General features: G+C 41.7%; 22 protein-coding genes and 1 pseudogene. 8 read left to right on the top strand and 15 right to left on the bottom strand.

What is annotated here, in order from left to right; translation table 11 throughout:
* Positions 1-327 precede the first annotated feature (327 nt).
* Entirely contained in the window at positions 328-567 is a 240-nt protein-coding gene (locus AXW61_RS07250; protein ID WP_240487443.1) for a hypothetical protein, read from the bottom strand.
* Between the two features lie 228 nt (positions 568-795).
* Here AXW61_RS07250 and AXW61_RS07245 point away from each other — a divergent pair, with 228 nt between their 5' ends.
* On the top strand, positions 796-2,223 hold the full coding sequence (locus AXW61_RS07245) for a deoxyribodipyrimidine photo-lyase (RefSeq protein WP_062033713.1): 1,428 nt from the start codon (positions 796-798) through the stop codon (positions 2,221-2,223).
* Here AXW61_RS07245 and AXW61_RS07240 read toward each other — a convergent pair.
* The gene (locus AXW61_RS07240) at positions 2,220-2,846 is read right to left on the bottom strand and encodes a hypothetical protein (protein WP_062033889.1); all 627 of its coding nucleotides are present in this window, start codon (positions 2,844-2,846) and stop codon (positions 2,220-2,222) included. The two genes, AXW61_RS07245 and AXW61_RS07240, sit on opposite strands and share 4 nt — an antisense overlap.
* Before the next feature lie 16 nt (positions 2,847-2,862).
* Positions 2,863-3,642, bottom strand: a complete 780-nt coding sequence (yaaA, locus tag AXW61_RS07235; RefSeq protein ID WP_062033711.1) for a peroxide stress protein YaaA — start codon at positions 3,640-3,642, stop codon at positions 2,863-2,865.
* Between the two features lie 126 nt (positions 3,643-3,768).
* On the opposite strand from yaaA, the gene AXW61_RS07230 reads away from it, so the two are divergent.
* Together AXW61_RS07230 and AXW61_RS07225 are read left to right on the top strand one after the other, a co-directional pair.
* Positions 3,769-4,398 (top strand): hydrolase, encoded by a 630-nt coding sequence (locus AXW61_RS07230; RefSeq protein WP_010327145.1) that lies wholly within the window; start codon positions 3,769-3,771, stop codon positions 4,396-4,398.
* A gap of 393 nt (positions 4,399-4,791) precedes the next feature.
* A complete protein-coding gene (locus AXW61_RS07225; protein ID WP_062033707.1) occupies positions 4,792-5,232 on the top strand; it encodes a DUF2147 domain-containing protein in 441 nt (146 codons plus the stop codon).
* Between the two features lie 113 nt (positions 5,233-5,345).
* On the opposite strand, the gene AXW61_RS07220 is transcribed toward AXW61_RS07225, so the two are convergent.
* The 4 genes from AXW61_RS07220 to pheA form a co-directional block, all read right to left on the bottom strand.
* The gene (locus AXW61_RS07220; RefSeq protein ID WP_058869966.1) at positions 5,346-5,711 is read right to left on the bottom strand and encodes a hypothetical protein; all 366 of its coding nucleotides are present in this window, start codon (positions 5,709-5,711) and stop codon (positions 5,346-5,348) included.
* A 108-nt stretch (positions 5,712-5,819) separates the two neighbouring features.
* Positions 5,820-8,069: a bifunctional prephenate dehydrogenase/3-phosphoshikimate 1-carboxyvinyltransferase gene (locus tag AXW61_RS07215; RefSeq protein ID WP_062033886.1), complete on the bottom strand. Its 2,250-nt coding sequence runs from the start codon at positions 8,067-8,069 to the stop codon at positions 5,820-5,822.
* A 3-nt stretch (positions 8,070-8,072) separates the two neighbouring features.
* Positions 8,073-9,164 carry a histidinol-phosphate transaminase gene (gene hisC / locus AXW61_RS07210; protein WP_062033701.1) on the bottom strand — a complete coding sequence of 364 codons (1,092 nt, stop codon included), beginning with the start codon at positions 9,162-9,164 and terminating at the stop codon, positions 8,073-8,075.
* A gap of 64 nt (positions 9,165-9,228) precedes the next feature.
* Positions 9,229-10,338 (bottom strand): prephenate dehydratase, encoded by a 1,110-nt coding sequence (gene pheA / locus AXW61_RS07205; RefSeq protein WP_004696123.1) that lies wholly within the window; start codon positions 10,336-10,338, stop codon positions 9,229-9,231.
* Between the two features lie 456 nt (positions 10,339-10,794).
* Between pheA and AXW61_RS07200 the strand changes: the two genes are divergently transcribed.
* Positions 10,795-11,313, top strand: coding sequence for a DJ-1/PfpI family protein (locus AXW61_RS07200; RefSeq protein ID WP_062033700.1), 519 nt, complete (start codon positions 10,795-10,797; stop codon positions 11,311-11,313).
* Positions 11,314-11,365: 52 nt separating this feature from the next.
* Here the strand turns inward: AXW61_RS07200 and AXW61_RS07195 are convergent, their stop codons facing one another.
* Positions 11,366-12,508, bottom strand: coding sequence for an acyl-CoA dehydrogenase family protein (locus tag AXW61_RS07195; protein ID WP_005400559.1), 1,143 nt, complete (start codon positions 12,506-12,508; stop codon positions 11,366-11,368).
* 142 nt (positions 12,509-12,650) lie between these two features.
* Positions 12,651-13,994, bottom strand: a complete 1,344-nt coding sequence (locus AXW61_RS07190; protein WP_004696118.1) for a dicarboxylate/amino acid:cation symporter — start codon at positions 13,992-13,994, stop codon at positions 12,651-12,653.
* Positions 13,995-14,405: 411 nt separating this feature from the next.
* Here AXW61_RS07190 and AXW61_RS07185 point away from each other — a divergent pair, with 411 nt between their 5' ends.
* The gene (locus tag AXW61_RS07185) at positions 14,406-15,401 is read left to right on the top strand and encodes a glycosyl transferase family protein (RefSeq protein WP_062033698.1); all 996 of its coding nucleotides are present in this window, start codon (positions 14,406-14,408) and stop codon (positions 15,399-15,401) included.
* 28 nt (positions 15,402-15,429) lie between these two features.
* On the opposite strand, the pseudogene AXW61_RS17775 reads toward AXW61_RS07185, so the two are convergent.
* The 3 genes and pseudogenes from AXW61_RS17775 to AXW61_RS07175 form a co-directional block, all read right to left on the bottom strand.
* Positions 15,430-15,853, bottom strand: a pseudogene (locus tag AXW61_RS17775) (hypothetical protein).
* A 204-nt stretch (positions 15,854-16,057) separates the two neighbouring features.
* A complete protein-coding gene (locus tag AXW61_RS07180; RefSeq protein ID WP_062033696.1) occupies positions 16,058-16,324 on the bottom strand; it encodes a DUF1315 family protein in 267 nt (88 codons plus the stop codon).
* Between the two features lie 3 nt (positions 16,325-16,327).
* Positions 16,328-17,266, bottom strand: coding sequence for an NAD(+) kinase (locus AXW61_RS07175; protein WP_004696112.1), 939 nt, complete (start codon positions 17,264-17,266; stop codon positions 16,328-16,330).
* Between the two features lie 151 nt (positions 17,267-17,417).
* On the opposite strand from AXW61_RS07175, the gene mrcB reads away from it, so the two are divergent.
* Together mrcB and AXW61_RS07165 are read left to right on the top strand one after the other, a co-directional pair.
* Entirely contained in the window at positions 17,418-19,814 is a 2,397-nt protein-coding gene (gene mrcB, locus AXW61_RS07170) for a penicillin-binding protein 1B (protein ID WP_062033693.1), read from the top strand.
* Between the two features lie 21 nt (positions 19,815-19,835).
* Positions 19,836-20,384 carry a hypothetical protein gene (locus AXW61_RS07165; RefSeq protein ID WP_062033690.1) on the top strand — a complete coding sequence of 183 codons (549 nt, stop codon included), beginning with the start codon at positions 19,836-19,838 and terminating at the stop codon, positions 20,382-20,384.
* A gap of 12 nt (positions 20,385-20,396) precedes the next feature.
* Here AXW61_RS07165 and AXW61_RS07160 read toward each other — a convergent pair whose 3' ends face one another.
* Positions 20,397-21,296: an NUDIX domain-containing protein gene (locus AXW61_RS07160; RefSeq protein ID WP_062033687.1), complete on the bottom strand. Its 900-nt coding sequence runs from the start codon at positions 21,294-21,296 to the stop codon at positions 20,397-20,399.
* A gap of 150 nt (positions 21,297-21,446) precedes the next feature.
* Here AXW61_RS07160 and AXW61_RS17160 point away from each other — a divergent pair, with 150 nt between their 5' ends.
* Positions 21,447-21,614, top strand: a complete 168-nt coding sequence (locus AXW61_RS17160) for a hemin uptake protein HemP (protein WP_004696105.1) — start codon at positions 21,447-21,449, stop codon at positions 21,612-21,614.
* Positions 21,615-21,736: 122 nt separating this feature from the next.
* Here the strand turns inward: AXW61_RS17160 and AXW61_RS07155 are convergent, their stop codons facing one another.
* Complete coding sequence (locus AXW61_RS07155) at positions 21,737-23,074, bottom strand: HAMP domain-containing sensor histidine kinase (RefSeq protein ID WP_062033686.1); 1,338 nt, start codon at positions 23,072-23,074, stop codon at positions 21,737-21,739.
* Complete coding sequence (locus AXW61_RS07150) at positions 23,074-23,736, bottom strand: response regulator transcription factor (RefSeq protein WP_062033684.1); 663 nt, start codon at positions 23,734-23,736, stop codon at positions 23,074-23,076. Before AXW61_RS07150 ends, AXW61_RS07155 begins: the two co-directional genes overlap by 1 nt.
* Between the last annotated feature and the right edge of the window lie 5 nt (positions 23,737-23,741).

The following is a 23,741-nucleotide window of genomic DNA, read 5'->3' as shown; positions in this document are numbered from 1 at the left end:
CAAAAAATTTCGACACTCAGTACGATGAAAATCTGATTAAATTTCTGGAAGTTAAAGCAATGAATATGCCAAATTTCCTCAATTCAGGAAAAGTTTATTTAGCCATGAATGGTTCAAACGCAGGGTCGAACCATATATACCTAAACAAAAAAGCCGCATAAACCGTATGCAGCTTTCAATAAAAACGTCATTTTAGACTCAAAATCTAAAATTCAATATATCTTGGCGCAAATTATAACACACTGATTTTTAATTGTTTTAAATTTATTTTTAATTAAAATTCAACATGATAAGTCATTTACACATGATTTTATTCTATCTTAAGCGTCAAAGTACTTTAATAGAGACCTGCTCGATTATTGCTTCAGCATCACTTTGAAGCGGGTTACTGACTTTTTCAGGCACGACCTTTGCCTTTGAGAAAGGACTCAACTTTTGTACTCTAGGCTCAGCACTGTTCATGAGTTGATTCAACTGTTGCTGTTTTTTCGTTTCTGTATCCTGAAAAACAGCAAACCCAAGCAAACAAACTGCAGCCACAAAAATAGGGATTAGAATTTTTTTCATGACATTCACAATATCCACAACTGCTTTAGCATGATTACAAATCATAACAAATAATACAAAGGGTCACACATTTATCAGATAAAAAGCATCTTCACACTTTATAGTTTTTTCTGATTTAATTATTTCAATAACATAAGATTAAGTTAAACGAGTGAGAAAAAAATATGATCAAAGTGCTCAATTTTGTAATATTTTATATTTCAAAAAATTACAGTTGATTAACCTTTTATGAACATAATTTGGTTTAGACAAGATCTTCGCATACACGACCATGCTGCACTTTGGCATGCAAGCCAACATGGACCTATGCTGGCTTTAGTGATCCTATCCCCACAACAGTGGCTATTACATCATGATGCAGCTGTAAAAATTGATTTATATGTCAGACAATTGCACGATTTAAAACAGAGTCTTGCTCAGCTAAATATACCTTTGCTCATTCTAAATATTCCGCTGTGGCAAGATATTCCACTTCAGCTTTCATCTTTGTGTCATACACTGCAAGTACAACAGATCTTTGCAAATATCGAAATGGGCGTGAATGAGCTTAAGCGCGATGCCGAAGTTCAACAATGCTTAAATCAGCAGCACATTGAATTTACGCTCTTCCAAGATCGAACCCTCTTTCCCTTAAACAGTATTCGTAACCAATCTGATAAGCCCTATCAAGTCTTTGGCGCTTTTAAAAAAACCTGTTATGAGCGCTTAAATATTGGCTTACCGCAGTGCTACCCTCTCCCTTCTGCACAGCAACCTATTCAGCTTCCTGCCGATTTAAATAGAACCATTCCACTCATTGAATCGCTGATTGATGTGAATACGAAGGAGTTAAATCAAATTAAAGCCTATTGGCCTGAAACGGAAATATATGCGCTTTCAGTGCTCGATGATTTTATTGATCACAAAGTTAGTGACTATCAAAAAGAGAGAGACTTTCCATTTTTAAATAGCACCAGTCAACTTTCAACTTATTTAAATCTCGGGATCGTGTCGATTCGCCAGTGTCTCAATGCCCTGTTTCGTGCTCAACACGGTCAATTTATGATTGATAACACAGGTCAGCAGACTTGGTTAGATGAATTACTTTGGCGGGAGTTTTATCAGCATATTTTATTTGATTTTCCACATGTCTCTAAACATCTGCCCTTTAAAGCCAATACACAGCGTATTGTATGGCGAGATTCGCCTGAAGATTTAAACGCGTGGCAACAAGGTCGTACTGGTATTCCAATTGTGGATGCAGGCATGCGACAACTCCTTGCGACAGGCTGGATGCATAATCGAGTTCGTATGATTGTCGCAATGTTCTTAACTAAAAACTTGTTGATTGATTGGCGACTGGGCGAGCAATGGTTTATGCAACATTTGGCTGATGGTGACTTAGCTGCCAATAATGGCGGATGGCAGTGGTGTGCCTCCACGGGCACCGATGCTGTACCTTACTTCCGAGTCTTTAACCCTGTGAGCCAGTCTCAGAAGTTTGATAGTAATGGTGATTATATTCGACAGTGGCTACCAGAGCTTGCACATTTAGATGCCAAAAGCATTCATGAGCCTTACGCGAAGCAGCCGAATATGGAATTGGACTATCCCCAACCAATCGTCGATTTAAAATCGAGTCGTATTCGTGCCATCGAAGCATTTAAAGGGCTTTAAACAGTCAAAGCTTGGGCTAAGTTTTGCTTAGCCAGACGCTCATAGCACTTTTGGAAAAATGGGGTCTGGTACAGTGGCTGCGTTTCTAAAAAGTGCCTTAACACTTGTTGGCGCTTCTGCACATAAAGTGAGGGCTCAACCCAAGCATATTCTTGCTGAATTTGGTGTTCATATTCAGCAAAACGCATAGAATCGCTGGCTAAAATAGCCAGATCAATATCCAATAGATAAGCCAAATCAGTGTCAGTTGTCCGTACATGTGCTTTAGTTGCCAAAATCCATGCATAGATCTTTGCAATTTGCTCAGCTCCAAGCATATTTTTAAGCATCTGTTGCATATAGTCGGCGCTTTGCTGCTCATTGTCATGTGCTTGCGGGTTATAAATGACATCATGAAACCAAATGGCCAACTCAACAGATAAAGCATCGTCTAAGTAGGTTTTGATCTGATGAAAATGCTCTAAACATTCAACAATATGTTGAATGCTATGATAATGTCGCTGTACTTCACTATAGGCGCCATACAGCGATGCATAGAAATTTTGAGTGGTATCGTCATCCAAACTCAGTTGCTTTGCGGTGAGCGCCCAATAGTCCTGAAACTGTTTTGTATACTGCACCATTGGAATGCCCATTACATTATGCCGCTTGTTCATCTCGTTTAAAGACCAACTCGCCTTTTAATGAGCTGTTGGCATCAAAGTAATAACCATCTGTCTGGAATGATTTTAACCCTTCAATTTGATCAATTTGGTTTTCAATCATGTAACGCGCCATCAAACCACGTGCTTTTTTGGCATAAAAACTAATGACTTTATATTTGCCATTTTTCTGATCTAAAAACACAGGTTTAATAATTTCAGCTTGGATTTTGCTTGCTTTCACAGATTTATAGTATTCATCCGAAGCAATATTCAGCAAAATTTTAGAACCTGCCTGTTCTAAATCTTGGTTAATTAAATCGGTAATATGATTGCCCCAAAACTCATACAGATTATGTCCGCGTGGGTTAGCCAGCTTGGTTCCCATCTCTAAACGATACGGCATCATCAAGTCCAATGGACGTAGCAAACCATATAAACCTGAGAGCATTCTTAAATGTTGCTGTGCATATTCAATGTTCGACTCTGACAAATGATAAGCATCTAAACCGGTATAGACATCGCCTTTAAAAGCAAACAAGGCTTGTCGCGCATTGGCAAAGTTGAATTCTGGCTGCCAATCGCGAAAACGATCGACGTTTAACGTGGCAATTTTTTCACTGACGCTCATTAAGCTTGCAATTTCACTTGCTGACAGTTTGCGACTAACTTCGATCAATTCTTGGGAATGTTGCAGCAATCTGGGTTGTGTATACGCATCGGTAGGTAAAGCAGTTTGGTAATCTAAAGTTTTGGCAGGAGAAACAAGGGCAAGCATAGATAACCTGATTAAAAAACAATTAAACAGACTATATCAGTAGACTTATTTTATTGCCAATCTGTGTTTTTAATAAGCATAAACGGTTAAACTAGCCCATTCTCCTGTTATATGTATCGATTCTCTATGTCTGAGCAGATGTTCATTCAAGGTCCAGTTGGGCAAATTGAAGTTTTTGTAGATTATCCGCAGGGTGAAGTGAAAGGATTCGCGGTAGTTACTCACCCCCATCCACTCCAAGGTGGTACGCCTCAACACAAGGTTCCAGCATTGCTTGCGCAAATGTTCTTAGAACGCGGTTGTATTGTGTACCGTCCAAGTTTCCGTGGCTCAGGTCAAAGTGTTGGTCTACACGACGAAGGTCATGGCGAAACTGATGATGTTCTTGAAGTGATTAAGCATGCTCGTGCAGCACATACAACTTTACCCTTCTATGCGGGTGGTTTTAGTTTCGGTGCGCATGTCATGGCGAAATGCTATGATGCTTTACAAGAAGAAATTCGACCAAAACAAACCATTTTATGTGGTCTACCAACGGCAACGGTCGCAGGTGTACGCCACTATGTAACACCACAACTTAAAGGTGACATCTTATTCATCCATGGCGAAGCCGATGAAGTAACCTTACTGTCTGACATGATTACATGGGCTAAACCGCAGCGCCATTTAGTGACTGTATTACCTGGTGCAAACCATTTCTTTACCGGTTACTTAAAACAGTTACGTATTGCGATTACACGTTTCCTGTGGATTTAACACATCACTCAGTTCAGGAAAGAAATGGCTATCTAACATTACCCCCCTTTCTTTCTTGAACTTTTATTTTTAATCTAGACCTATCTCTTTTTCTATTCCAACGCTTAATAAGCCATTTCCAGCAGCTTCATTAGTCTTCCCTTATATCTCTTCTGTTCCCAAAATAATTTCAAGCTTCCTGTTGAGCGCTAAACTCAATCAGCACTACCTCCATCAAATACCTGTATTAAAAATAAGTGAGGCTTGAATCCTGCTAATGGTAGTTTATGCAACAATCTACGCTTGAACTTGATATATTCTGCACATCATTATTCAAATAATAAGTTATACAATCAACATCTTAGCTCGTGAGAGCTATTCATTTAAATAATTTTTAAAATATTCAGGGATTTTATGAAAACAATTCTCGGGGCAGTTTTAGTCACTATAGCCACCACATCTGCCTGTGCTCAGGACATTATAGGAACTTGGCGTTATATCGATGATAAAACTGGAGAACCCAAAGGTCTGGTGAAAATTGAAAAGCAAGCCAATGGGACTTATGCTGGAACTGCACTGAAAGCAACACCTCGTCCAGGCTATACAGCTAAAGAATTCTGCACCAACTGCCCTGCACCTTACACCGATAAGCCTATTATTGGCATGCAAGTGATTACAGGTTTAAAAACTGAAAATAATATTAATTATACGCATGGCAAAATCATCGATCCCATTTCAGGCAAGCTATATAGCCTAAAAGGTAAAATTAGCCCAAATGGTAAAAAGCTATTCTTAAGAGGTTATTTAGGCGTTTCTGCTGTAGGACGTAGCCAAACTTGGTTACGTGTGGAATAAGTCTTATAGCACATTCTGTTATAGGTGCGTTGACCCATCAAAATATTACACGTGTTCTATCCTAAAAAATGCTGAATTAGGAAAAACCAATTCAGCATTTTTTATCTATTCAATTAGCCTTTCCACTCAAACTCAGTAAAACTTTTATCTGTTTTTAGTGTAGTTTCAACCGCTTGTGCCAATTGATTTAACAAGCTTCGTTCAGCAATTCGGTCTAACCAGTCTTGCTCTTCATCTGGATAAGACGCAATTTCGCACACCAGATTTCCTTCGCTGTCATGACCTTGACACGTAATAGACAGGGGCAAAGTATGATTATCGACACTCACAGCCACTTGATCACCACTTTGTGGCAAAGTTTCAAAACCAAATTGACCTAACTTTTGAACCAGTAGGTCTTGTACTTGCTTCTGTACTACACCGCTTTCATTTACATCCTGCTGCTGTCCATGCTGTGCTGTAAATTGTAATTTTCTCATTGATCATCCCAAAGGCTTTTTTGTTATATGGGTTTAGCATAATGACTTAACACAAAACAGCCAAGCAAAAGCTTGGCTGTTTTCACACAAAATATCTAAGCTTTAGTCTTATTCAGTGACTTGGATCGCTAAACCGGCTTGATTACTCAATTGTGTAAAGGTCGGGAAACTCGTGGCAACCGTTTCAGTGCCAATGATTTTAATTTCACCAGAGGTGCGTAAACCGGCCATTGAGAAACTCATCGCAATACGGTGATCATGATGTGATTCAATTTCGCCACCGGTAAAAATCGCGCCCCACTCGCCCGAATGACCTTTACCTTCGATGATGATACCATCGTCAGTCGGCGTACAATCGATACCCATGGTTTTTAAACCATCCGCCATCACTTGAATACGATCTGATTCTTTCACACGGAGCTCAGCAGCACCCGTTAATACGGTTTGTCCTTCAGCACATGCCGCAGCAATAAACAATGCAGGGAATTCATCAATCGCCAATGGCACTTGATCTTCAGGCATATGAATACCTTTGAGTGTACGTGTGCCTTGAATACGAATGTCTGCGATCGGCTCTCCGCCAGCAATACGTTCATTTTCAACCGTAATATCCGCACCCATTTGCTTCAAAATCTCGATCACACCTGTACGCGTTGGGTTAATGCCCACGGCTTCTAAAGTGACATCTGAACCTTCAGTAATCGCAGCACCCACCATAAAGAAAGCAGCCGATGAAATATCTGATGGCACTTGAATCTCTGTACCAACTAACTTACCGCCACCTTGCAGTGAAATACGGTTGCCTTCTGTTTTCACATCATAACCAAATGCACGTAGCATACGTTCAGTATGGTCACGTGTAGGTTCAGGTTCTGTGACCGATGTTTCACCTGCTGCCCACAAACCTGCCAATAAAATCCCAGATTTCACCTGCGCAGATGCCATTGGCAAATCATAGTGAATGCCTTGCAAAGCTTGGTTTCCAGTGATCGAAACAGGAGGTGTACCACGCTCACCTGTGGTTTGAATCTGTGCACCCATTTCACGTAATGGTTTAGCAATACGTTCCATTGGACGTTTTGACAGTGATGCATCACCCGTCATTACAGAGTCAAATTTTTGTGCAGAGAGCATGCCTGAAAGCAGACGCATCGAAGTCCCTGAGTTACCCATGTAAAGCGCACTTGCTGGTGCTTTTAGGCCATTTACGCCCACACCATGAATCGTCACTTCACCATTTTTAGGACCTTCAATGCTGACTCCCATATCACGGAAGGCTTGTAAGGTTGCTAACGCATCTTCACCTTCCAAGAAACCTGTCACATGCGTCGTTCCTTCCGCAATTGCACCAAACATGATTGAACGGTGTGACACAGATTTATCACCTGGCACGCTAAACTTACCCTGGAAACTCTTTTTACCCGGTAATATGGTGAATTGCTGTGTCGTCACTTTATTGTTCTCCATGAAAGGTTTTTGAGCGAGCATATGGTTAAAATGCTGGCGCGCTGCTTGCGCATGTCCAAGCAAGCCCATTAAAGCATGTGAATCTTCATCTTCAATGAGTTTACGAATCGTAGCCAGTTGGTTTTCAAAACCATCTACGGCATTTAAAATGGCTTTTTTATTGGCAAAAAAGATGTCATGCCACATTTGTGGGTCACTTGCCGCAATTCGAGAAAAATCGCGGAAGCCCCCCGCAGCATAGCGAAAAATATCTAAATTATCTTCACGGTTTGCCAGTTGTTCAACTAAGTTAAAAGCCATCAAATGCGGAAGATGACTGGTATGCGCCAAGACTTCATCATGCTTGGCCACATCCATACAAATCACTTCTGCTTTCGCAGCTTGCCATAGTTGAATCAGTTTCTCTACAGCCCAATCAGCACTGGTCGGTAATGGTGTCAAAATCACTTTATGATTTGCAAATAAATCGACCTTACCTGCATGCACACCCGTGTGTTCTGCCCCCGCAATCGGATGCCCCGGTACAAACCCAGCAGGTAATGCTTCGCCATACACGGCTTTGGCCGCGTCGACCACATTGCCTTTGGTACTGCCCACATCGGTAATAATCGTATGTTCTTGCAAATAGGGTTTGATGGTTTCCAAGACTTTTTGCGTTGCACGAACGGGTAAGGCTAAAACCACCAAGTCCGCACCTTGAACCGCCTGCACAGGATCACTATACCCCTGTTGGATTAAGCCCAAAGCTTTGGCATCCTGTAAGGTTTTTTCAGAACGTGTAGAGGCTACAATATTTTGGGTTAAACCTTCAGCGATCATCACCCTTGCAAGACTCGAACCAATCAGTCCAAGACCAATAAATGCAACTTTTTCAAACAGTGGCGCAGACATCATTTAAGCGTTCGCCTCTAAACCTAGTACGTTGGCCAAAGCCGTTAGAAATTTCGTATTTTCAGCTTCAGTTCCAATCGATACTCGTAAATGATTGGCTATGCCCACGGGACGAACAATCACCCCCTCTTTTAATAAAGCATTAAAAGTTTGTGTAGGATCGGCTTGTATATCGACCAGAATAAAGTTAGCACGAGAAGGCTCATAGTTTAGACCTAGCGCTTTAAAACCTGCTTCAAGTTGCACCATGCCAGCTTTATTGACCACACGTGATTTCTCAATGAAATCTTCATCTTTCAGTGCAGCAACTGCTGCCACCATGGCTAAATGGTTGACGTTAAACGGCTGACGAATACGGTTTAAGAAGTCTGTCACTTCTGCCGATGCCAAAGCAAAGCCAACACGTAATGCCGCTAAACCAAAGCACTTCGACATAGTACGACTAACAATCAGGTTTGAATACTGTGCTAAAAACTTTAAGCTGTTAAAGTTTTCTGGGAAATATTCCACATAAGCTTCATCTAAAACCACGATCACATGACTCGGTACTTGTTGCATGAAGCGCTCAAATTCGGCCTCTTCAAACCAAGTTCCTGTCGGATTATTGGGATTTGCAATAAATACCAATTTGGTATTGTCTTTAATTGCCGCCGCCATCGCGTCAAGGTCATGCGAAAAACCATGAGCAGGTACCTCAATCGCTTCAGCATTGATGGCTTGCGTGACCAAAGCATAGACCGCAAACGCATGCTGACTATATACCACCGAATCTTGCTCCGAAACAAAAGCACGCGCAAACATTTCAAGTAAATCGTTTGAACCATTGCCTAAGGTAATACAGTCATGTGCCACACCAAACTGGCTATGAATTTGGTCTTTTAAAATAAAACCACCGCCATCTGGATATCGTCCAATTTCAGCCAACTCTGCTGCAACCGCTGCTTTAACCTGTTCAGAACAACCCAATGGATTCTCATTTGAGGCCAATTTGACTATATCGGTAATGCCCAATTCACGCTCTAATTCGCTCATGGGTTTACCTGGTTGATATGGTTTTAACTTCGAAATACCTGCATTGGCTGGAGCAAACGACATGTGACCTTTCCATTTAAAGTGGTGTACGGGGTTAAGTGCATAACACACTCAACCAAAGCGGAGATTACAATACTGCTATTGGGTATGAACCTAACACTCGAACTTCTTTCACGAGTGGACGAATCTCTTCAATCGCCGCTTTAACATTGTCTTGTTCCACATGCCCTTCTAAGTCGATGAAGAAGACATAAGCCCATTTTTCAGGCAATGCAGGACGCGTTTCGATACTGGTCAAACTAATGTTGTGCTTTGCAAATGGTGCAAGGATTTCCAATAATGCACCTGCGCGATCATGTGCAGAAATCAGCAATGACGTTTTATCATTACCACTTTGCGGGATTCTTTCACGACCAATCACCAAGAAGCGCGTGGTGTTCTCAGGATTATCTTCAATATTACTGTGTAAAATTTCTAAATCATAAATACTTGCTGCAACATCAGATGCAATAGCAGCCGAATGCCATTCAGTACGAATACGACGTGCCGCTTCAGCATTCGAGCTTAAAGCTACACGTTCCACACCTGGATAGTGTGCGTCTAACCATGCACGGCACTGTGCCAAAGTTTGCTGATGCGCATAAATTTGTTTAATACTGTCTTTACGCGTGTTTTCAGACACAAGAAACTGGTGATGAATACGCAATTCAACTTCACCAATCACATTTAAGTGTGAGGCCTTAAAACAATCTAAAGTATGGTTGACCACACCTTCTGATGAGTTTTCTACAGGCACCAAACCATAGTGCGCACTACCTGCTTCCACTTCACGGAACACTTCATCAATGGTCGGTAAAGGACGAACCACAGCATCATGTCCAAAGTGCTTCAACACTGCAGAGTGTGTATACGTACCGACAGGGCCTAAAAATGCAATACTTTGCGGTGCTTCTAGAGCCAAACATGCAGACATGATTTCACGGAACAAACGTGCCATGGTCACATCAGACAAAGGGCCTTCATTACGCTCCATAACATTCCGTAAAACTTGCGCTTCACGTTCTGGACGGTAAAACATTGGATTCTCTTCAGAAGCAAATTTTGCTTTTGCAACAGCTTCCGCCAGTTTCGCTCGACGGTTAATAAGTTGTTGAATCTGTTGATCAACAGAGTCGATATCCTGACGGATTTGATTGAGGTCAAGAGAAGTCGTTGTGTTTTGATCGTCTTGGATCATTGTTATGTCGCCCTTCATATACATTGTGCAAACAGTATAACAATAGTTAGCTTTGAAATCTTGCGCAATAAGACTTTACGTGTTTCAGTGCTAAAAACATACAGTTGATTTAATCATCAAGTTTATCAATAAACTGCTCCAATAATAGACATCAATAAAACCACTGAGCCCTGCCTATTTTCTTCGTGCTGTTATGCATAGAACATCGCTCAATCAAAACTCTAAGACGATGGTATTTGGGTCTTAACTCAGCGCTTTTAAAGCTCCGTCTAATTTTCGAAAAATTTTGCTACACCTTCACCAAAATCACCATTTATCTGTATTTCAGTGCGTTAGACTTTGTTTTAAAATATGCTTTACTTAAGTTGACGTATTCATAACAAAGAGAGTATGCAGCAGTAGCGATTGCTCTATAGTCTCAATAAAACAAAACAATAATGAACTGTAGGTACTGTCATGCACAAAAAAATTGCAGTCTTGGTCACCTATGACTTTGAGGATGCTGAATATGCTGAACCCGTAGAAGCATTTCGAGCAGCTCGGCATAGTATTATTAATCTTGAAAGTCAGGCTGGCAAAATCATTTATGGCAAAAAGCGTAAAGCTTTTGTCACCATTGACCAAAGTATCGATGATGCCTCTGTGCATGACTTCGATGCCTTACTCATCCCAGGTGGGTTTTCGCCAGACAACCTGTGCCAAGATGAACGCTATGTCTTATTTGTCAGGCACTTTGCAAACACGCAAAAACCTATTTTATGCAGTGCAGACGCTCCGCAAATTTTAATGCATGCTGGGGTTGTGAAAGGTAGACGCATGACGTGTATCCATCACCTTCATCAAGACTTAAAAGATGCAGGTGCCGTGCTTTATGACACAGGTGTTGTGAATGACAATAATTTATACATTTCATCACAAACCCAATATGACCTCCCCGCCTTTATACAAGAAAGTTTATTGGTACTGAACAGATAAAAAAGAGCCTACTTGAGGCTCTTTTACGCATGTTTATATCAACACCTAAGGCTTAGCGCCCAAGTAAGCTACGCGCGACAATTTCTTTCATAATTTCATTGGTCCCGCCGTAGATGCGTTGAATACGTGCATCGACAAAGAAACGTGAAATTGGATATTCACTCATATAGCCATAGCCACCAAAGAGCTGCAATAAATTATCTGCCACCTTCATTTGCATATCTGTTGAAAAACTTTTTAGCGCAGCTGCGGTTTCGACATCCAGCTTACCTTGCATATAAAGCTCAACGTTTTGATTATAAAAAGCAGCTGTGGCTTGTTCATCAATCTTAGCTTGAGCCAAAACAAAGCGGGTATTTTGGAACTGCGAAATATGTTGACCAAAAGCTTGGCGCTCTTTGACGTATTGGATGGTGACATCAATCGAACCGCGAATTGCACCTATAGCCGTGGCTGCAATTGCCGTACGCTCACGTGGTAACTCTTGCATCAGATAGGCAAAACCTTGACCTGCTTGTCCCAACAATTGATCTTTCGGGACTTTTACATTGTCATAAAACAACTCAGAGGTATCTTGTGAATGTAGCCCAATTTTGTCGAGGTTGGTGCCTTTTTTAAACCCGTCTAAGTGGGTATCGACCAACATCAGTGAAACACCCTTTGCGCGGGCTTGCGGATCAGTTTTCACCGCCAATACCACAAGGTCGGCATGCTGCCCATTTGAAATAAAGGTTTTAGAGCCATTTAAAATATAATGCTCCCCTTGCAAAATGGCATTACTTCGCATGGCTTGTAAGTCTGAACCCGCACCCGGTTCTGTCATTCCAATCGCACCGACCACTTCACCTGACACCATTTTCGGCAACCAATACTGCTTCTGCGCTTCCGTTCCAATGTGCAAAATATAAGGCGCAGCAATTTCAGAGTGACAAGAAATACCTGTCGATAAAGCACTAAAACCTGCACGTGCCGACTCTTCCACCAACATCAGTGAATAATGCGTTGGAACCCCATAACCGCCATATTCCTCTGGAACATCGACACATAAGAAACCATTTTCCCCCAAGGCATTCCAGACTGAGCGCGGCATTAAGCCTTCTCGTTCCCACTGTTCATAGTGTGGCGCAATGTGTTCATTCATAAAACGACGAAAGTTATCGCGAAATAGTTCTAGGTCTGCATCGTAATTCAACATGCTTCTTCCTTGTAGTGACGTTGTTTTATTATTCAGCTCACATGCTAGCCATTTTTAAGGCAACTGTCATGAACGCATCAGGCCATTTTATATTCCAATAAAAAAGGAAGCCCTTGGGCTTCCTTTTTAAGATGAACTGAAATTATGCGTGAGCATTTTCTTCAACAGCCATCAAGCGGTCTACTTCTTCTGGATTTGCAAGTGCGAAGTTTAATTTTTCTTGGTCAAGCTGCCCTACCCATTTCGCAACAACAATCGTTGCCAATGAGTTACCCACCAAGTTGGTTAAAGCACGTGCTTCAGACATGAAACGGTCAATACCTAAGATGAGCGCAAGACCCGCCACTGGAATATGACCAACGGCTGACAAAGTCGCTGCCATCACAATAAAACCAGAACCTGTTACACCCGCAGCACCTTTCGATGAAATCAATAACACACCCAATAAAGTCACTTGGTGCATAAGATCGAGCTGAGTATTGGTCGCTTGTGCAATGAAGATCGCAGCCATCGTTAAATAGATTGAGGTACCGTCTAAGTTAAATGAATAGCCCGTTGGAATAACTAAACCAACCACTGACTTTTCACAACCTGCAATTTCAAGCTTTTTCAGCATCCGTGGTAAAACCGATTCTGAAGATGACGTACCCAGTACGATCAACAACTCTTCGCGAATCATACGAATCATTTTCAAAATGCTGAAGCCACAAAGACGTGAAATTGTGCCTAAAACCAAGAAAATGAAAAGTAAACAAGTAATGTAGAAACAGATAATCAACTGAGCAAGCTGCGCCAAGCTACCAATACCATATTTACCGATGGTATATGCCATTGCACCAAAAGCACCAATTGGAGCAAGTTTCATGATCATATTTACAATGTTAAAGAACACATGCGAAATTTGATCGATGAACTTCAGTACAGGTTTACCTGCATCACCCAATTTATGTAATGCAAAACCAAACATCAGAGCAAAGAGTAGCACTTGCAGGATTTCACCTTCAGCAAATGCACCAACAACCGTGTTTGGAATGATATGCATAAAGAAGTCGACAGTCGATTGCTGCTGACCAGATTCAACAAACTTTGAGATACCAGAAGTATCTAATGTTGAAGGGTCAACGTTCATGCCCACACCTGGCTTCCAGATGTTAATGACCAGTAAACCGATCAATAGTGCAATAGTCGATACAATTTCAAAGTAAAGTAGCGCAACACCGCCTGTTTTACCCACAGACTTCATACTTTCCATACCCGCGATACCACTCACGACGGTACAGAAAATTACTGGTGCAATAATCATCTTGATCAGCTTAATGAAGCCTTGACCTAGAGGATAAAAAAGCTCGCCCCAGCCGGGTACATATTTTTCAACGCCATTGATAACTTGCGTACCACTAGGGAAAAAATGTCCTACTAAGATACCCGCAATAATCGCGACAATAACTTGAAAATATAGTGACTTATAGATTGGTTTCTTAGTCATAACGAATACTTCTGTAAATCAAAAGACTGAAAAAATCGGTATACCTATACTTCCTCATAGGTAGTTGGCTTTCTGATAAACACAAAAAAGCCCACAGTTTGGACCGCATCCAAACACCGGGTAAAAAAAATCATGGTGTACATACAACAGCACTGTGACAAAAATCACAGTTCATTCACATTTACTGCAATGGGAGAGACTAAAAACTAGCGAGTCACAATTATTGGGTAAATTTTACCTAACATTCTTTAATCAAAGTAAACTGATTTCAATCATAATGTATAAAATCTAAACAATATGGCTCATACTTTAGTCTAATGGTGGAAAATTTATTTAAAATTAAAAGTGCTGTTTTTTTTGATTGTTCCACTAAAATAGCACAACACAGCCTTCACTTACTTTGGTTTTTCCATGAACAACAAAAGAAATATTTATAAAGATGCTGAGCACCCTTTTGCCCAGTTTGTTCGCATTATTGGCAAAGGGAAAAATGGTGCGCGCTCACTCAGTTATGAAGAAGCTTACCAAGCCTTTGATATGATCTTGAAAAATCAAGTGTTAGATGTACAGATCGGTGCATTTCTGATGCTACTACGAGTTAAGGAAGAGTCTGTAGATGAACTGGCAGGCTTTGTTCAAGCCACACGAGATCAACTGCCGTTCACGCCTTTAGAGGTCGATTTAGACTGGTCTTCTTATGCCGGCAAGCGTAAACACTATCCATGGTTTCTCTTAGCGGCGCTGACTTTGGCTAAAGCAGGTTATAAAGTCGTGATGCACGGTGCATCAGGTCATACCATTAACCGTATTTATACTGAACAGGTATTGGAATATCTCGATTTTAATATTTGCCAAACTCAAGCAGATGTGGAACAGGAATTAGCGACGCGTAATTTTGCGTATCTACCGCTGCATGCCATCTCCCCAATTTTAAGTGACCTAATTTCTTTACGAAATGTTATGGGTCTTCGCTCACCCATTCATACCCTTGCGCGCCTGATCAATCCATTTAATGCCAAAGCGACCTTGCAAGCTATTTTCCACCCTGCTTATCGTGGTTCGCATCAGCAAGCGGCATTTAAACTGGGCTATCAAAATAGTGCGGTCATTAAAGGTGAAGGCGGTGAATTTGAACGTAACCCAGATGCCAAAACACTGATCTGCGGCATTAAAAATGGTGAACTCTACGAACATGAGCTACCCAAACTTACCGACAATCGAAGCCCAATTGAAGAAGAACTGGATTTGGCTGAGTTTAAAGCAGTTTGGCTGGGTGAAAAACAGCATGAATATGGTGAAATGGCAGTGACTGAAACCATTGGCATTGCGCTCTATACCATGGGAGTCTGCGATACATATAACGATGCCATGCAACAGGCCAAGCAGTTTTGGCGCACTCGTTTCTAAGCTTAAGGGACAAACAAAAGCGTGAACGTTATTCGTCACGCTTTTCGATCCAGTAAAAGTCGGCCCAGTAAGGATAATGCTTTCCTGAAGAATGAATATTTCTGAGATTCAACTGATCACCAATATGAATGTCGATTTTTTGAGATTCATGAGGGCCAGATAAATAAACATCTTTTTGTTGTCCAATGAGGCTTGAACAATAGATTTGATGGCTTTTTATCTTTTTTGATACTTAGCCTGCATGGGCGTTATAGATGTTTATCCCAATCAATAACATCGGATAACCATCATTTTTCATTGATGTGTATTGTGTGACGGCATTTTGAAAATTTTGACTCGGTAACACAGAAACATCTAATAAACATTCAATTTTTCTTGCATCAGTTGCTGTCTCAGCAAATATAGCTAAATTCTAAAAACACTAGCACATGGAAACATCTGTAAAACCTCATTTCCTATGGTTTTAGGTGTGATAATAAATTAAGTATTCAGCTATACATTGATCGAAATTGCAGTAATGAAGAATAAACTGAGTCGAGTGAGCTTTATTATTTTATAAGCATAAAGATTGAAAAAGTTTGAAGGTTATTCTTTTAAATTGAGTTGTTGAATCACCAAGCATCTCTTGCTAAGCGATTCAACGTCTTTTTAATCAATTAAATAAAGCGAATAGGTTTAAATTCTGGTTCAGGAACATGAGAATCACACTCCTCACCTTCCTCTTTGTGCCCTTTATCGATATAACCCGTACGTTCTTTTTCAGGCGTATTCTGATGCTCCCAAGCAATAACGGCTTGCATACAAGTTTGACGTTGTTCAGCAGTCAACGCAACGCCATTCGGCCATTTACCAATTTCTATAGCTGTTTTTAAACGCTCAACAATATCGGCATCTAAAATAGAAAGCATCTGTTCAATATTCATGATTTAATCCTGTTGAAAAGAGTCAAAATCTTGGTTCCAACCGAGTTTAGTACGGCATGACATATAAAAATCATAACCCGGTGGATGTAATAAATTCAGTTTAAAGGGGTGCTTACGAATATGTAAGCTGTCACCCACATTGAGCGAAACACTGTGTTGACCATCGGCACTGACCATCGGCAAGACACGGTTTTCACGAATCAGAAGCTTAATTTCACTATGACCACCCACCACAATCGGGCGTGAAGACAAAGTATGCGGATGCATCGGTACCAAAGCAATCGCATCCATCCCCGGATGCACGATTGGACCACCACCTGACAACGAATAGGCTGTTGAACCCGTTGGCGTCGATACAATCAAACCATCACTGTGTTGACGGTAGACATATTGGCCATCGATATTCAGTTCGAAGTCAATCATATGCACCGACTTACCCGAGTGTAATACCACATCGTTTAGCGCAATCGCATCATAAATCGTCTCGCCCTTTGAGCGAATTTCCATTTCCAATAAGAAACGACGATCTAGCTGAAACTCACCTTTTAAGACTTGATCGAGCTTAAAAATCACTTCAGTCGGCTTGATGTCGGTTAAAAAACCCAAACGCCCTCGGTTTACACCCATTACAGGGGTATTGAATTTGACCAAGGCACGTGCAGCATGCAGAAGTGAGCCATCCCCGCCCACCACAATCACCAAATCGACCACTTCACCCAGAAGCGCACGACTCACCGTTTGCGTGTTTTTATAAGGAACCAGTTCAGCGGTTTGCGCATCAAAAACGGGATGTAACCCTAAGCTGAGTAGATGATCATGAATAAGACATAAGGTTTCGACGACTGAAGACTTATCTGGACGTCCAATTAAGCCTATGTTTCGAAATGTTTTATGTGAAATTTGCACCTGCAACATCGCTCCGCTACGATTCCCGCCTATCATAACATTATTTATTTAAATTGATTCAAAAACTAAAGTGACTGCTGCTACACACGGAATTGTCTATATTTCAGTTTGTTCACAGTTTAATTATTGCAAATTAGCGAAAAGCTTCGCATGATTAGCACAATTTCTCAGGATCTTATTCGTATTTATGAAGTCAGAACGTGGCATAGGTTTAATTGCACTGATCTTCTGCATCTTAGTCATTGCAGCATTCTTGGTGTTTAGTATTTATTTAATAAGACTCGACTCCGTTGTACGTGACAAGTTTGAAGGCAAGCGCTGGGACATTCCTGCGAAGGTATTCGCACGCCCACTCGAAGTGTATACCAATGCCCCTGTCAATCAGGCTGACTTCACTCAAGAGTTAAAACTTTTGGGCTATAAGTCCTCGGAAAACTATACCAAATCAGGGAACTTTGTCAGTTCTGGCAATGAGCTATATGTACATACCCGTGGCTTTGACTTCGGTGATAGTGTCGAGCCTGAACAAGTGCTTAAAGTCACCTTTGCCGATGAGCAAGTGGCTGAAGTCAGTGCAACTAAACCCTCTTCTACAGGGATTGCACGTTTAGAGCCGATGCTGATTGGCGGGATTTATCCGCAGCATAATGAAGACCGTGTCCTGATTAAACTCGACAAAGTCCCTAAGCCTTTAATTGAGGCTTTAATTGCAACAGAAGATCGTAATTTCTATAGTCACCACGGCGTTTCAATTCGTGGTACGGCACGTGCGATTGTGAGTAATGTCACGGGTGGAAAACGTCAAGGTGGTTCAACACTGACCCAACAGTTGGTGAAAAACTTCTACCTCACCCCTGAAAAAACCATTAAGCGTAAAGTCAATGAAGCATTTATGGCTTTATTGGTCGAGTTTCACTATGACAAAGATGAAATTTTAGAAGCCTATCTCAATGAAGTGAACCTCGGGCAAAACGGCAACTATTCTATTAATGGCTATGGTTTGGCTTCGCAGTTTTACTTCGGGATGCCTTTGCGTGAGCTAAATATTGCGCAACAAGCTTATTTGGTGGGTCTGGTACAAGGTCCAACCTTATATAACCCTTGGCGTAACCCAGAAGCTGCGAAAAAGCGCCGTAATATTGTTTTAAACAACATGTTGGTCATGGGCTATCTGACCCAAGAACAATATGAAACTGAAACAGCTCGCCCTTTAAATGTGATTGCCAAACCGACTCTCGGCCCTTCACGTTTCCCAGATTTCTTAGACATTGTACGTCGTCAGTTACGTACCGAATACCAAGAAGGTGATTTGACCAACCAAGGTCTACGCATCTTTACAACGCTCGATCCAATTGCCCAAACCAAAATTCAAGATGCGTTTAAATCAACTGTTGGTCGCTTAAGCCGTGGCTCAAGCCGTCTAAAAGAGCTACAAGGTGCGGTTTTGGTTGCTCATCCTGAAAATGGTGAATTGGTTGCAGCTGTTGGTTCAACCCAAGACTTTACTGGTTTTAACCGTGCACTCGATGCCAAACGTCAAGTCGGTTCACTACTTAAACCTGTGATTTACCTCAGTGCGATTCAATCGGGACGTTACAACTGGGCCAGCCCAATTGAAGATAGCAGTATTAGTATTCAATCCAATGGTAAAGCATGGACACCCAAGAACTATAGCGGTGGCGAACATGGCGTTGTGCCGATGGTACAGGCACTGTCTAATTCATATAACTTGTCAGCAGTTCGCCTTGGTCAAGAGTTTGGTTTATCGACGTTTAGTAACCACCTAAAACGTTTTGGTGTGACCAGTAATATTCCAACCTATCCATCCATTTTCTTGGGTGCGGTAGACATGTCTCCGATGGAAATGCTCAGCATTTATGGCAACTTTTCCACAGGCGGTTTTAAGTATCCGACTAAATCTATTCGTACTGTTGTCGATCAAAATGGTCGCTTGCTGACCCGTTACGGTTTAAATGTCCAACAAACCATTGACCCTGCTTCTGCCTATGTCCTGAACTATGGTCTACAACAAGTGATGACTTCAGGTACAGGTCGTTCAGCGTATAACACTCTACCGAACTCGCTTAAGCTTGCAGGCAAATCTGGAACCACCAATGACACCCGAGACTCATGGTTTGCAGGTTACTCGGGCAACTATGTTTCTGTGGTTTGGCTAGGTTTAGATGACAACAAACAAACTGGCTTAACCGGTTCTTCAGGTGCGTTGCCAGTGTGGACCAATGTAATGAGCCAACTGCGTCAAAAACCAGTTAACTTACGCCAACCAGATGATGTGCAATGGCATTGGATTGATCGTGGCACGGGTTATCTTGCTGCGCAAGGTTGTGAAGGCGCGATGTATATCCCCCTCTTACGGAACACCGTACCGCGCAAAGCAACCGCATGTGGCTTACCGCATTATCAAGTTGAACCCACTTACAATCCTGAAACAGATGGTTACCAAGCTACACCTGAACAAGGCGACAGCATAGATAACTATATTCGTGAAAGTGAATCGAACATGCAGCGTAACTTAGAAGATGAGACGCAAGTCATTTCGAGTGGTAGCTATCAACCTGAATAAATAGGACGGATTTAAATTTTGATGTGGTTTAAACGTTTAATTATCTTAGCAACCATCGTGACTGTGGCAGGCTGTCAAAGTCTCCCACAGCCAGCTGAAAAAAAGAGACCTGAAAAGGCGACACAGTCGGATAAAGAGCAGAAAACACCTTCAGGGGTCAAAATTCATCCTTATGATCGCGAAGCAATTCAACGTCAGAAGATTGTGATTCCTGAGCAGAAAAGCAAACAACAGTTTGATGATGGGCGACAGCTTCCTGCTTTTAAAAGTCTGATGCAAAAAACACAAACGGCCTATCGCCAAGGCCAGTGGAGTCAAGCACAAAGCTACGCCATGCAAGCACAGCGTTTAGCACCACAGTCGAGTGAGACCTTTTTGTATTTGGCTTTAATTGCTAATCAACAAAAACAACCTGCAAATGCGGAATCGCTTGCACGTCGCGGCTTGAGTTATGCTCAAAGCAATGCCATGAAAAAGCAGCTTTGGAGCATTATCTTAAAAGCAGGTCAAATGCAGAAGAATCAGAAAACCATTCAACAAGCCCAAAAAGCAATCAAAAGTCTGTCTTAAAAGCACGCTCCGTTAGATGGAGCGCTGCCCTGCTATACCATAAGCACCATAACTTTGTGCTTTGGCTAAATCGGCTAACTGTAAGCCGCCGAGAGCAAAAATTGGGATATGAATCTCTTCTGCAATCAAACTGAACTGTTGCCAACCCAAAGTTTCACTATTTGGGTGGCTTAGTGTTTCAAGTACAGGGCTGAGTAAAAGAGCATCACAGCCAATTTCTTGTGCATGTTCAGCACTGCTACGGTCATGACAGGCCGCTATATAACGCTGCCCAACGTTCAACTCCCCTTTACTCAATTGCATCAGTTGAGATTGTTTCAGGTGTATGGCCGCAACTGCCTGCTGTTGTAGTGGATTTAAACCTTTCCATAGTTCTATATTGACAATCACCCGTGCCAATTGTTCTACACTCAGTTCTGCAATTTTTAAAATATGTTCAGGACTGGCAGGCACTCGCCAATACAGCACTTGTTGTTCAGGCAAATCCTTTAACACATCGATTTGATCTGAAATTTTAATCACGGGTGCAGCATAAAGTCGCTTCAAAATGGCCTGATTGGCTTTTGGAAAGTTAAGGTCTTGTAATTCGGCACGCTTGAACCACGCCCATGGTGAGTGAATGTCTGCCAATAGATGATTTGAAACTACAGCATGAAATAAATGCAAATTGACAATCACATCGTCATATTCAAACTGAATACAGTCAAAAGCATGCCAATCTTGTATATCAATTCCAACCTCTTCTAACACTTCACGGCGACAAGCTTGCTCAGGCGTTTCGCCTGCTTCCACCTTTCCCCCAGGAAATTCGTGTTTATTGCCCTGATGCTGTTCCGCCTGGCGCCAGCCCACCAAAACTTTGCCTTGATGTAAAAGGATGGCTATAGCAACTTGAACCAAAGGTTTTGACATAATCAGATTCCATTTCAGATGTGTAGTGTATTGAGTGACTGCATGTAACGATATTGAAGTTTTTTATATTTTCAGCGAGAAAATGTTGACAGCCTTATTCGATAATGATTATCATTTAAATCGTTCAACATATACCACGGAGTCGCCAGAATGAACGCACCATTTAGCTTATTTACTCGTAACGAAACAGCCCATTCACTACCAATGCTACACTCAAACAACTTATTTGCTCTAGGCCGTGAAATTCGCATTATGCATGCTGGAGAAGAGTATCGTCTACGACTCACTCGCAATAATCGACTCATTCTTACCAAATAAGAACTATAAAAAACCCAATAACAATAATCGTGGAAACAAGCAGTATGTCAGCGCGTACTGCTTTTTAATGTCTTTAAGTTTGATCATTTATGCTGTTTTATCACAGATCACAATCTGCATATCTAAGTCTCAAGCGTATTTAACAGCAGCTCCACTTTTAAACCGCCTAAGTCGGATGAACTAAATAACAGCTGCCCTACATGTAAATCGACAATTTTCTGACAAATGGATAAGCCCAAGCCTGAACCTTGTGTTTTTGTACCTAAAGCCCGATAGAAGCGTTCACCTAAACGCTGGATAACCGCAGCGTCGACACCGTGTCCACTATTTTCAATACTCAGTCTGAGCTGCTGTTTTTCAATCGTGAGATTGACAAAAACTTGTGCCTGCTCAGGGCTATAGCGAATGGCATTGTCGAGTAAATTGCGAAGTGCGCTAAATAAGAGCTGCTCATTGGCCAAGACACAGGCTTGCTCTGCAAGCACCACGTTAATTTTAATCTGTTTTGAGTCTGCAAAAGGCTGTAAAGCTTTAATCACGTCCAGCATTAGCAGACTGAAGTCAAACTTAGTCTTCGCTAAGCTTTCCTTTTGCTCAGGGTCTAGACGTGCCAGCAACAACAAATTATCCAACACCTGCACCCCACGACTGACATCTTGTTGGATCGGTTTGAACTCATTTTCAAGTTCAGGAAACTTGCGCTTGAGCACCTGAAGTCGCATTTGTATCGCGGAGAGTGGAGAACGTAACTCATGTGAAGCATCCGCGGTAAAGCGCTGCTCTGCCACTAAAGCTTGGTCTAAACGCGCCAATAAGGCATTCAGCTGCGATAGCATCGGTTGCAACTCAATCAGCTCAGGTTCTGGCATAGAAATAGGTGCTAAATCATTGACCGATTTATTTGAAATTTGCTCTGAAACTTGATGTATCACCCGAAATTTACGTCGAATGGCAAAATGCATCAACAACCACTGTACACACCAGACTAAAAACAACACACCGCTGAAAACTAGGATGCTTTGCCAAAATGCATTGAAACGTTCGGACATCGACTGGGTCACTTGAACCTGTAAACCGTGATTATCCTGCGCAGTATAAATACGCCACAGTTTCTGCTCTGACCAATAAAAACCATAAGGTGCATCTGAAACCAAACTCAAATGATCAACGGTAATTTTTTCAGGTACATCTTCGGATGCAGTCAAAAGTTGCTGTGCATTATCGAGTCGATAGCGAATATCAAACTCATCACTAAGCTCTGCCAAAGCTTGACCATTGCTGACCGTTAAATCATCTGCCAACAACATATCGGCCATTTCATCCATGATTTCATCTTGCATAGACATGGTCTGATAAACCGACACCCCAATGAACATCAGCAATGCCAAAAGCCCCGCCAGTATCGAACTGAGGAGCGAACTTTTAACAAGCTGACGCTGTAATGAAATTGGCTGAGCCATTATGTGTCCTGATTCATTCTGTAGCCCAAACCACGAATAGTTTTAATACAATGGCTACCGAGTTTTTTTCGTAATTGATAAATAAAAACCTCAATCGCATTACTTTCGATTTCATCGCCCCATGCATAAAGGCTTTCTTCGAGTTGTTCCCGCGTAACGACATATTCGGGCTTGAGCATCAATTTATGCAAAATTTGAAACTCTTTGGCGGTTAAATTAACAGCTTGACCATTTTGAGTCACACTTTTGGCTTGTGGGTCTAGTTGGATATTGGCATAGCTCAATACCTGCGAGCTGCTATGCTGTTGCTGCCGAAGTTGTAAGCGAATTCGAGCTGATAATTCCTCTAGACTAAAAGGTTTGACCAAATAATCATTGGCACCCAAGTCCAGCCCTTCGACTCGATCTCGAATACTGTCACGCGCTGTTAAAAAAATCACAGGGGTCGACAGATTTTGAGCACGGACCTTCAGCAAAATGTCATCGCCTGTGGCATGCGGCAAACCACGATCTAAAAGCACACAGTCATACTGATGCTGTTCAATGGCTAAAATGGCATGGTCGCCCCGTTCTACCCAATCGACACTGTAGCCATCCATTTCAAGCCAAGTTTTAATACTCTCAGCTTGAGAGGCATCATCTTCTGCCAATAATATCCGCACTGCTT

It is taken from the genome of Acinetobacter sp. BMW17, assembly GCF_001592855.1.
Classification (GTDB): Bacteria; Pseudomonadota; Gammaproteobacteria; order Pseudomonadales; family Moraxellaceae; genus Acinetobacter; species Acinetobacter johnsonii.
The sequence above is the reverse complement of the archived record's forward strand: the minus strand, read 5'-3'. Positions and strand labels throughout refer to the sequence as shown.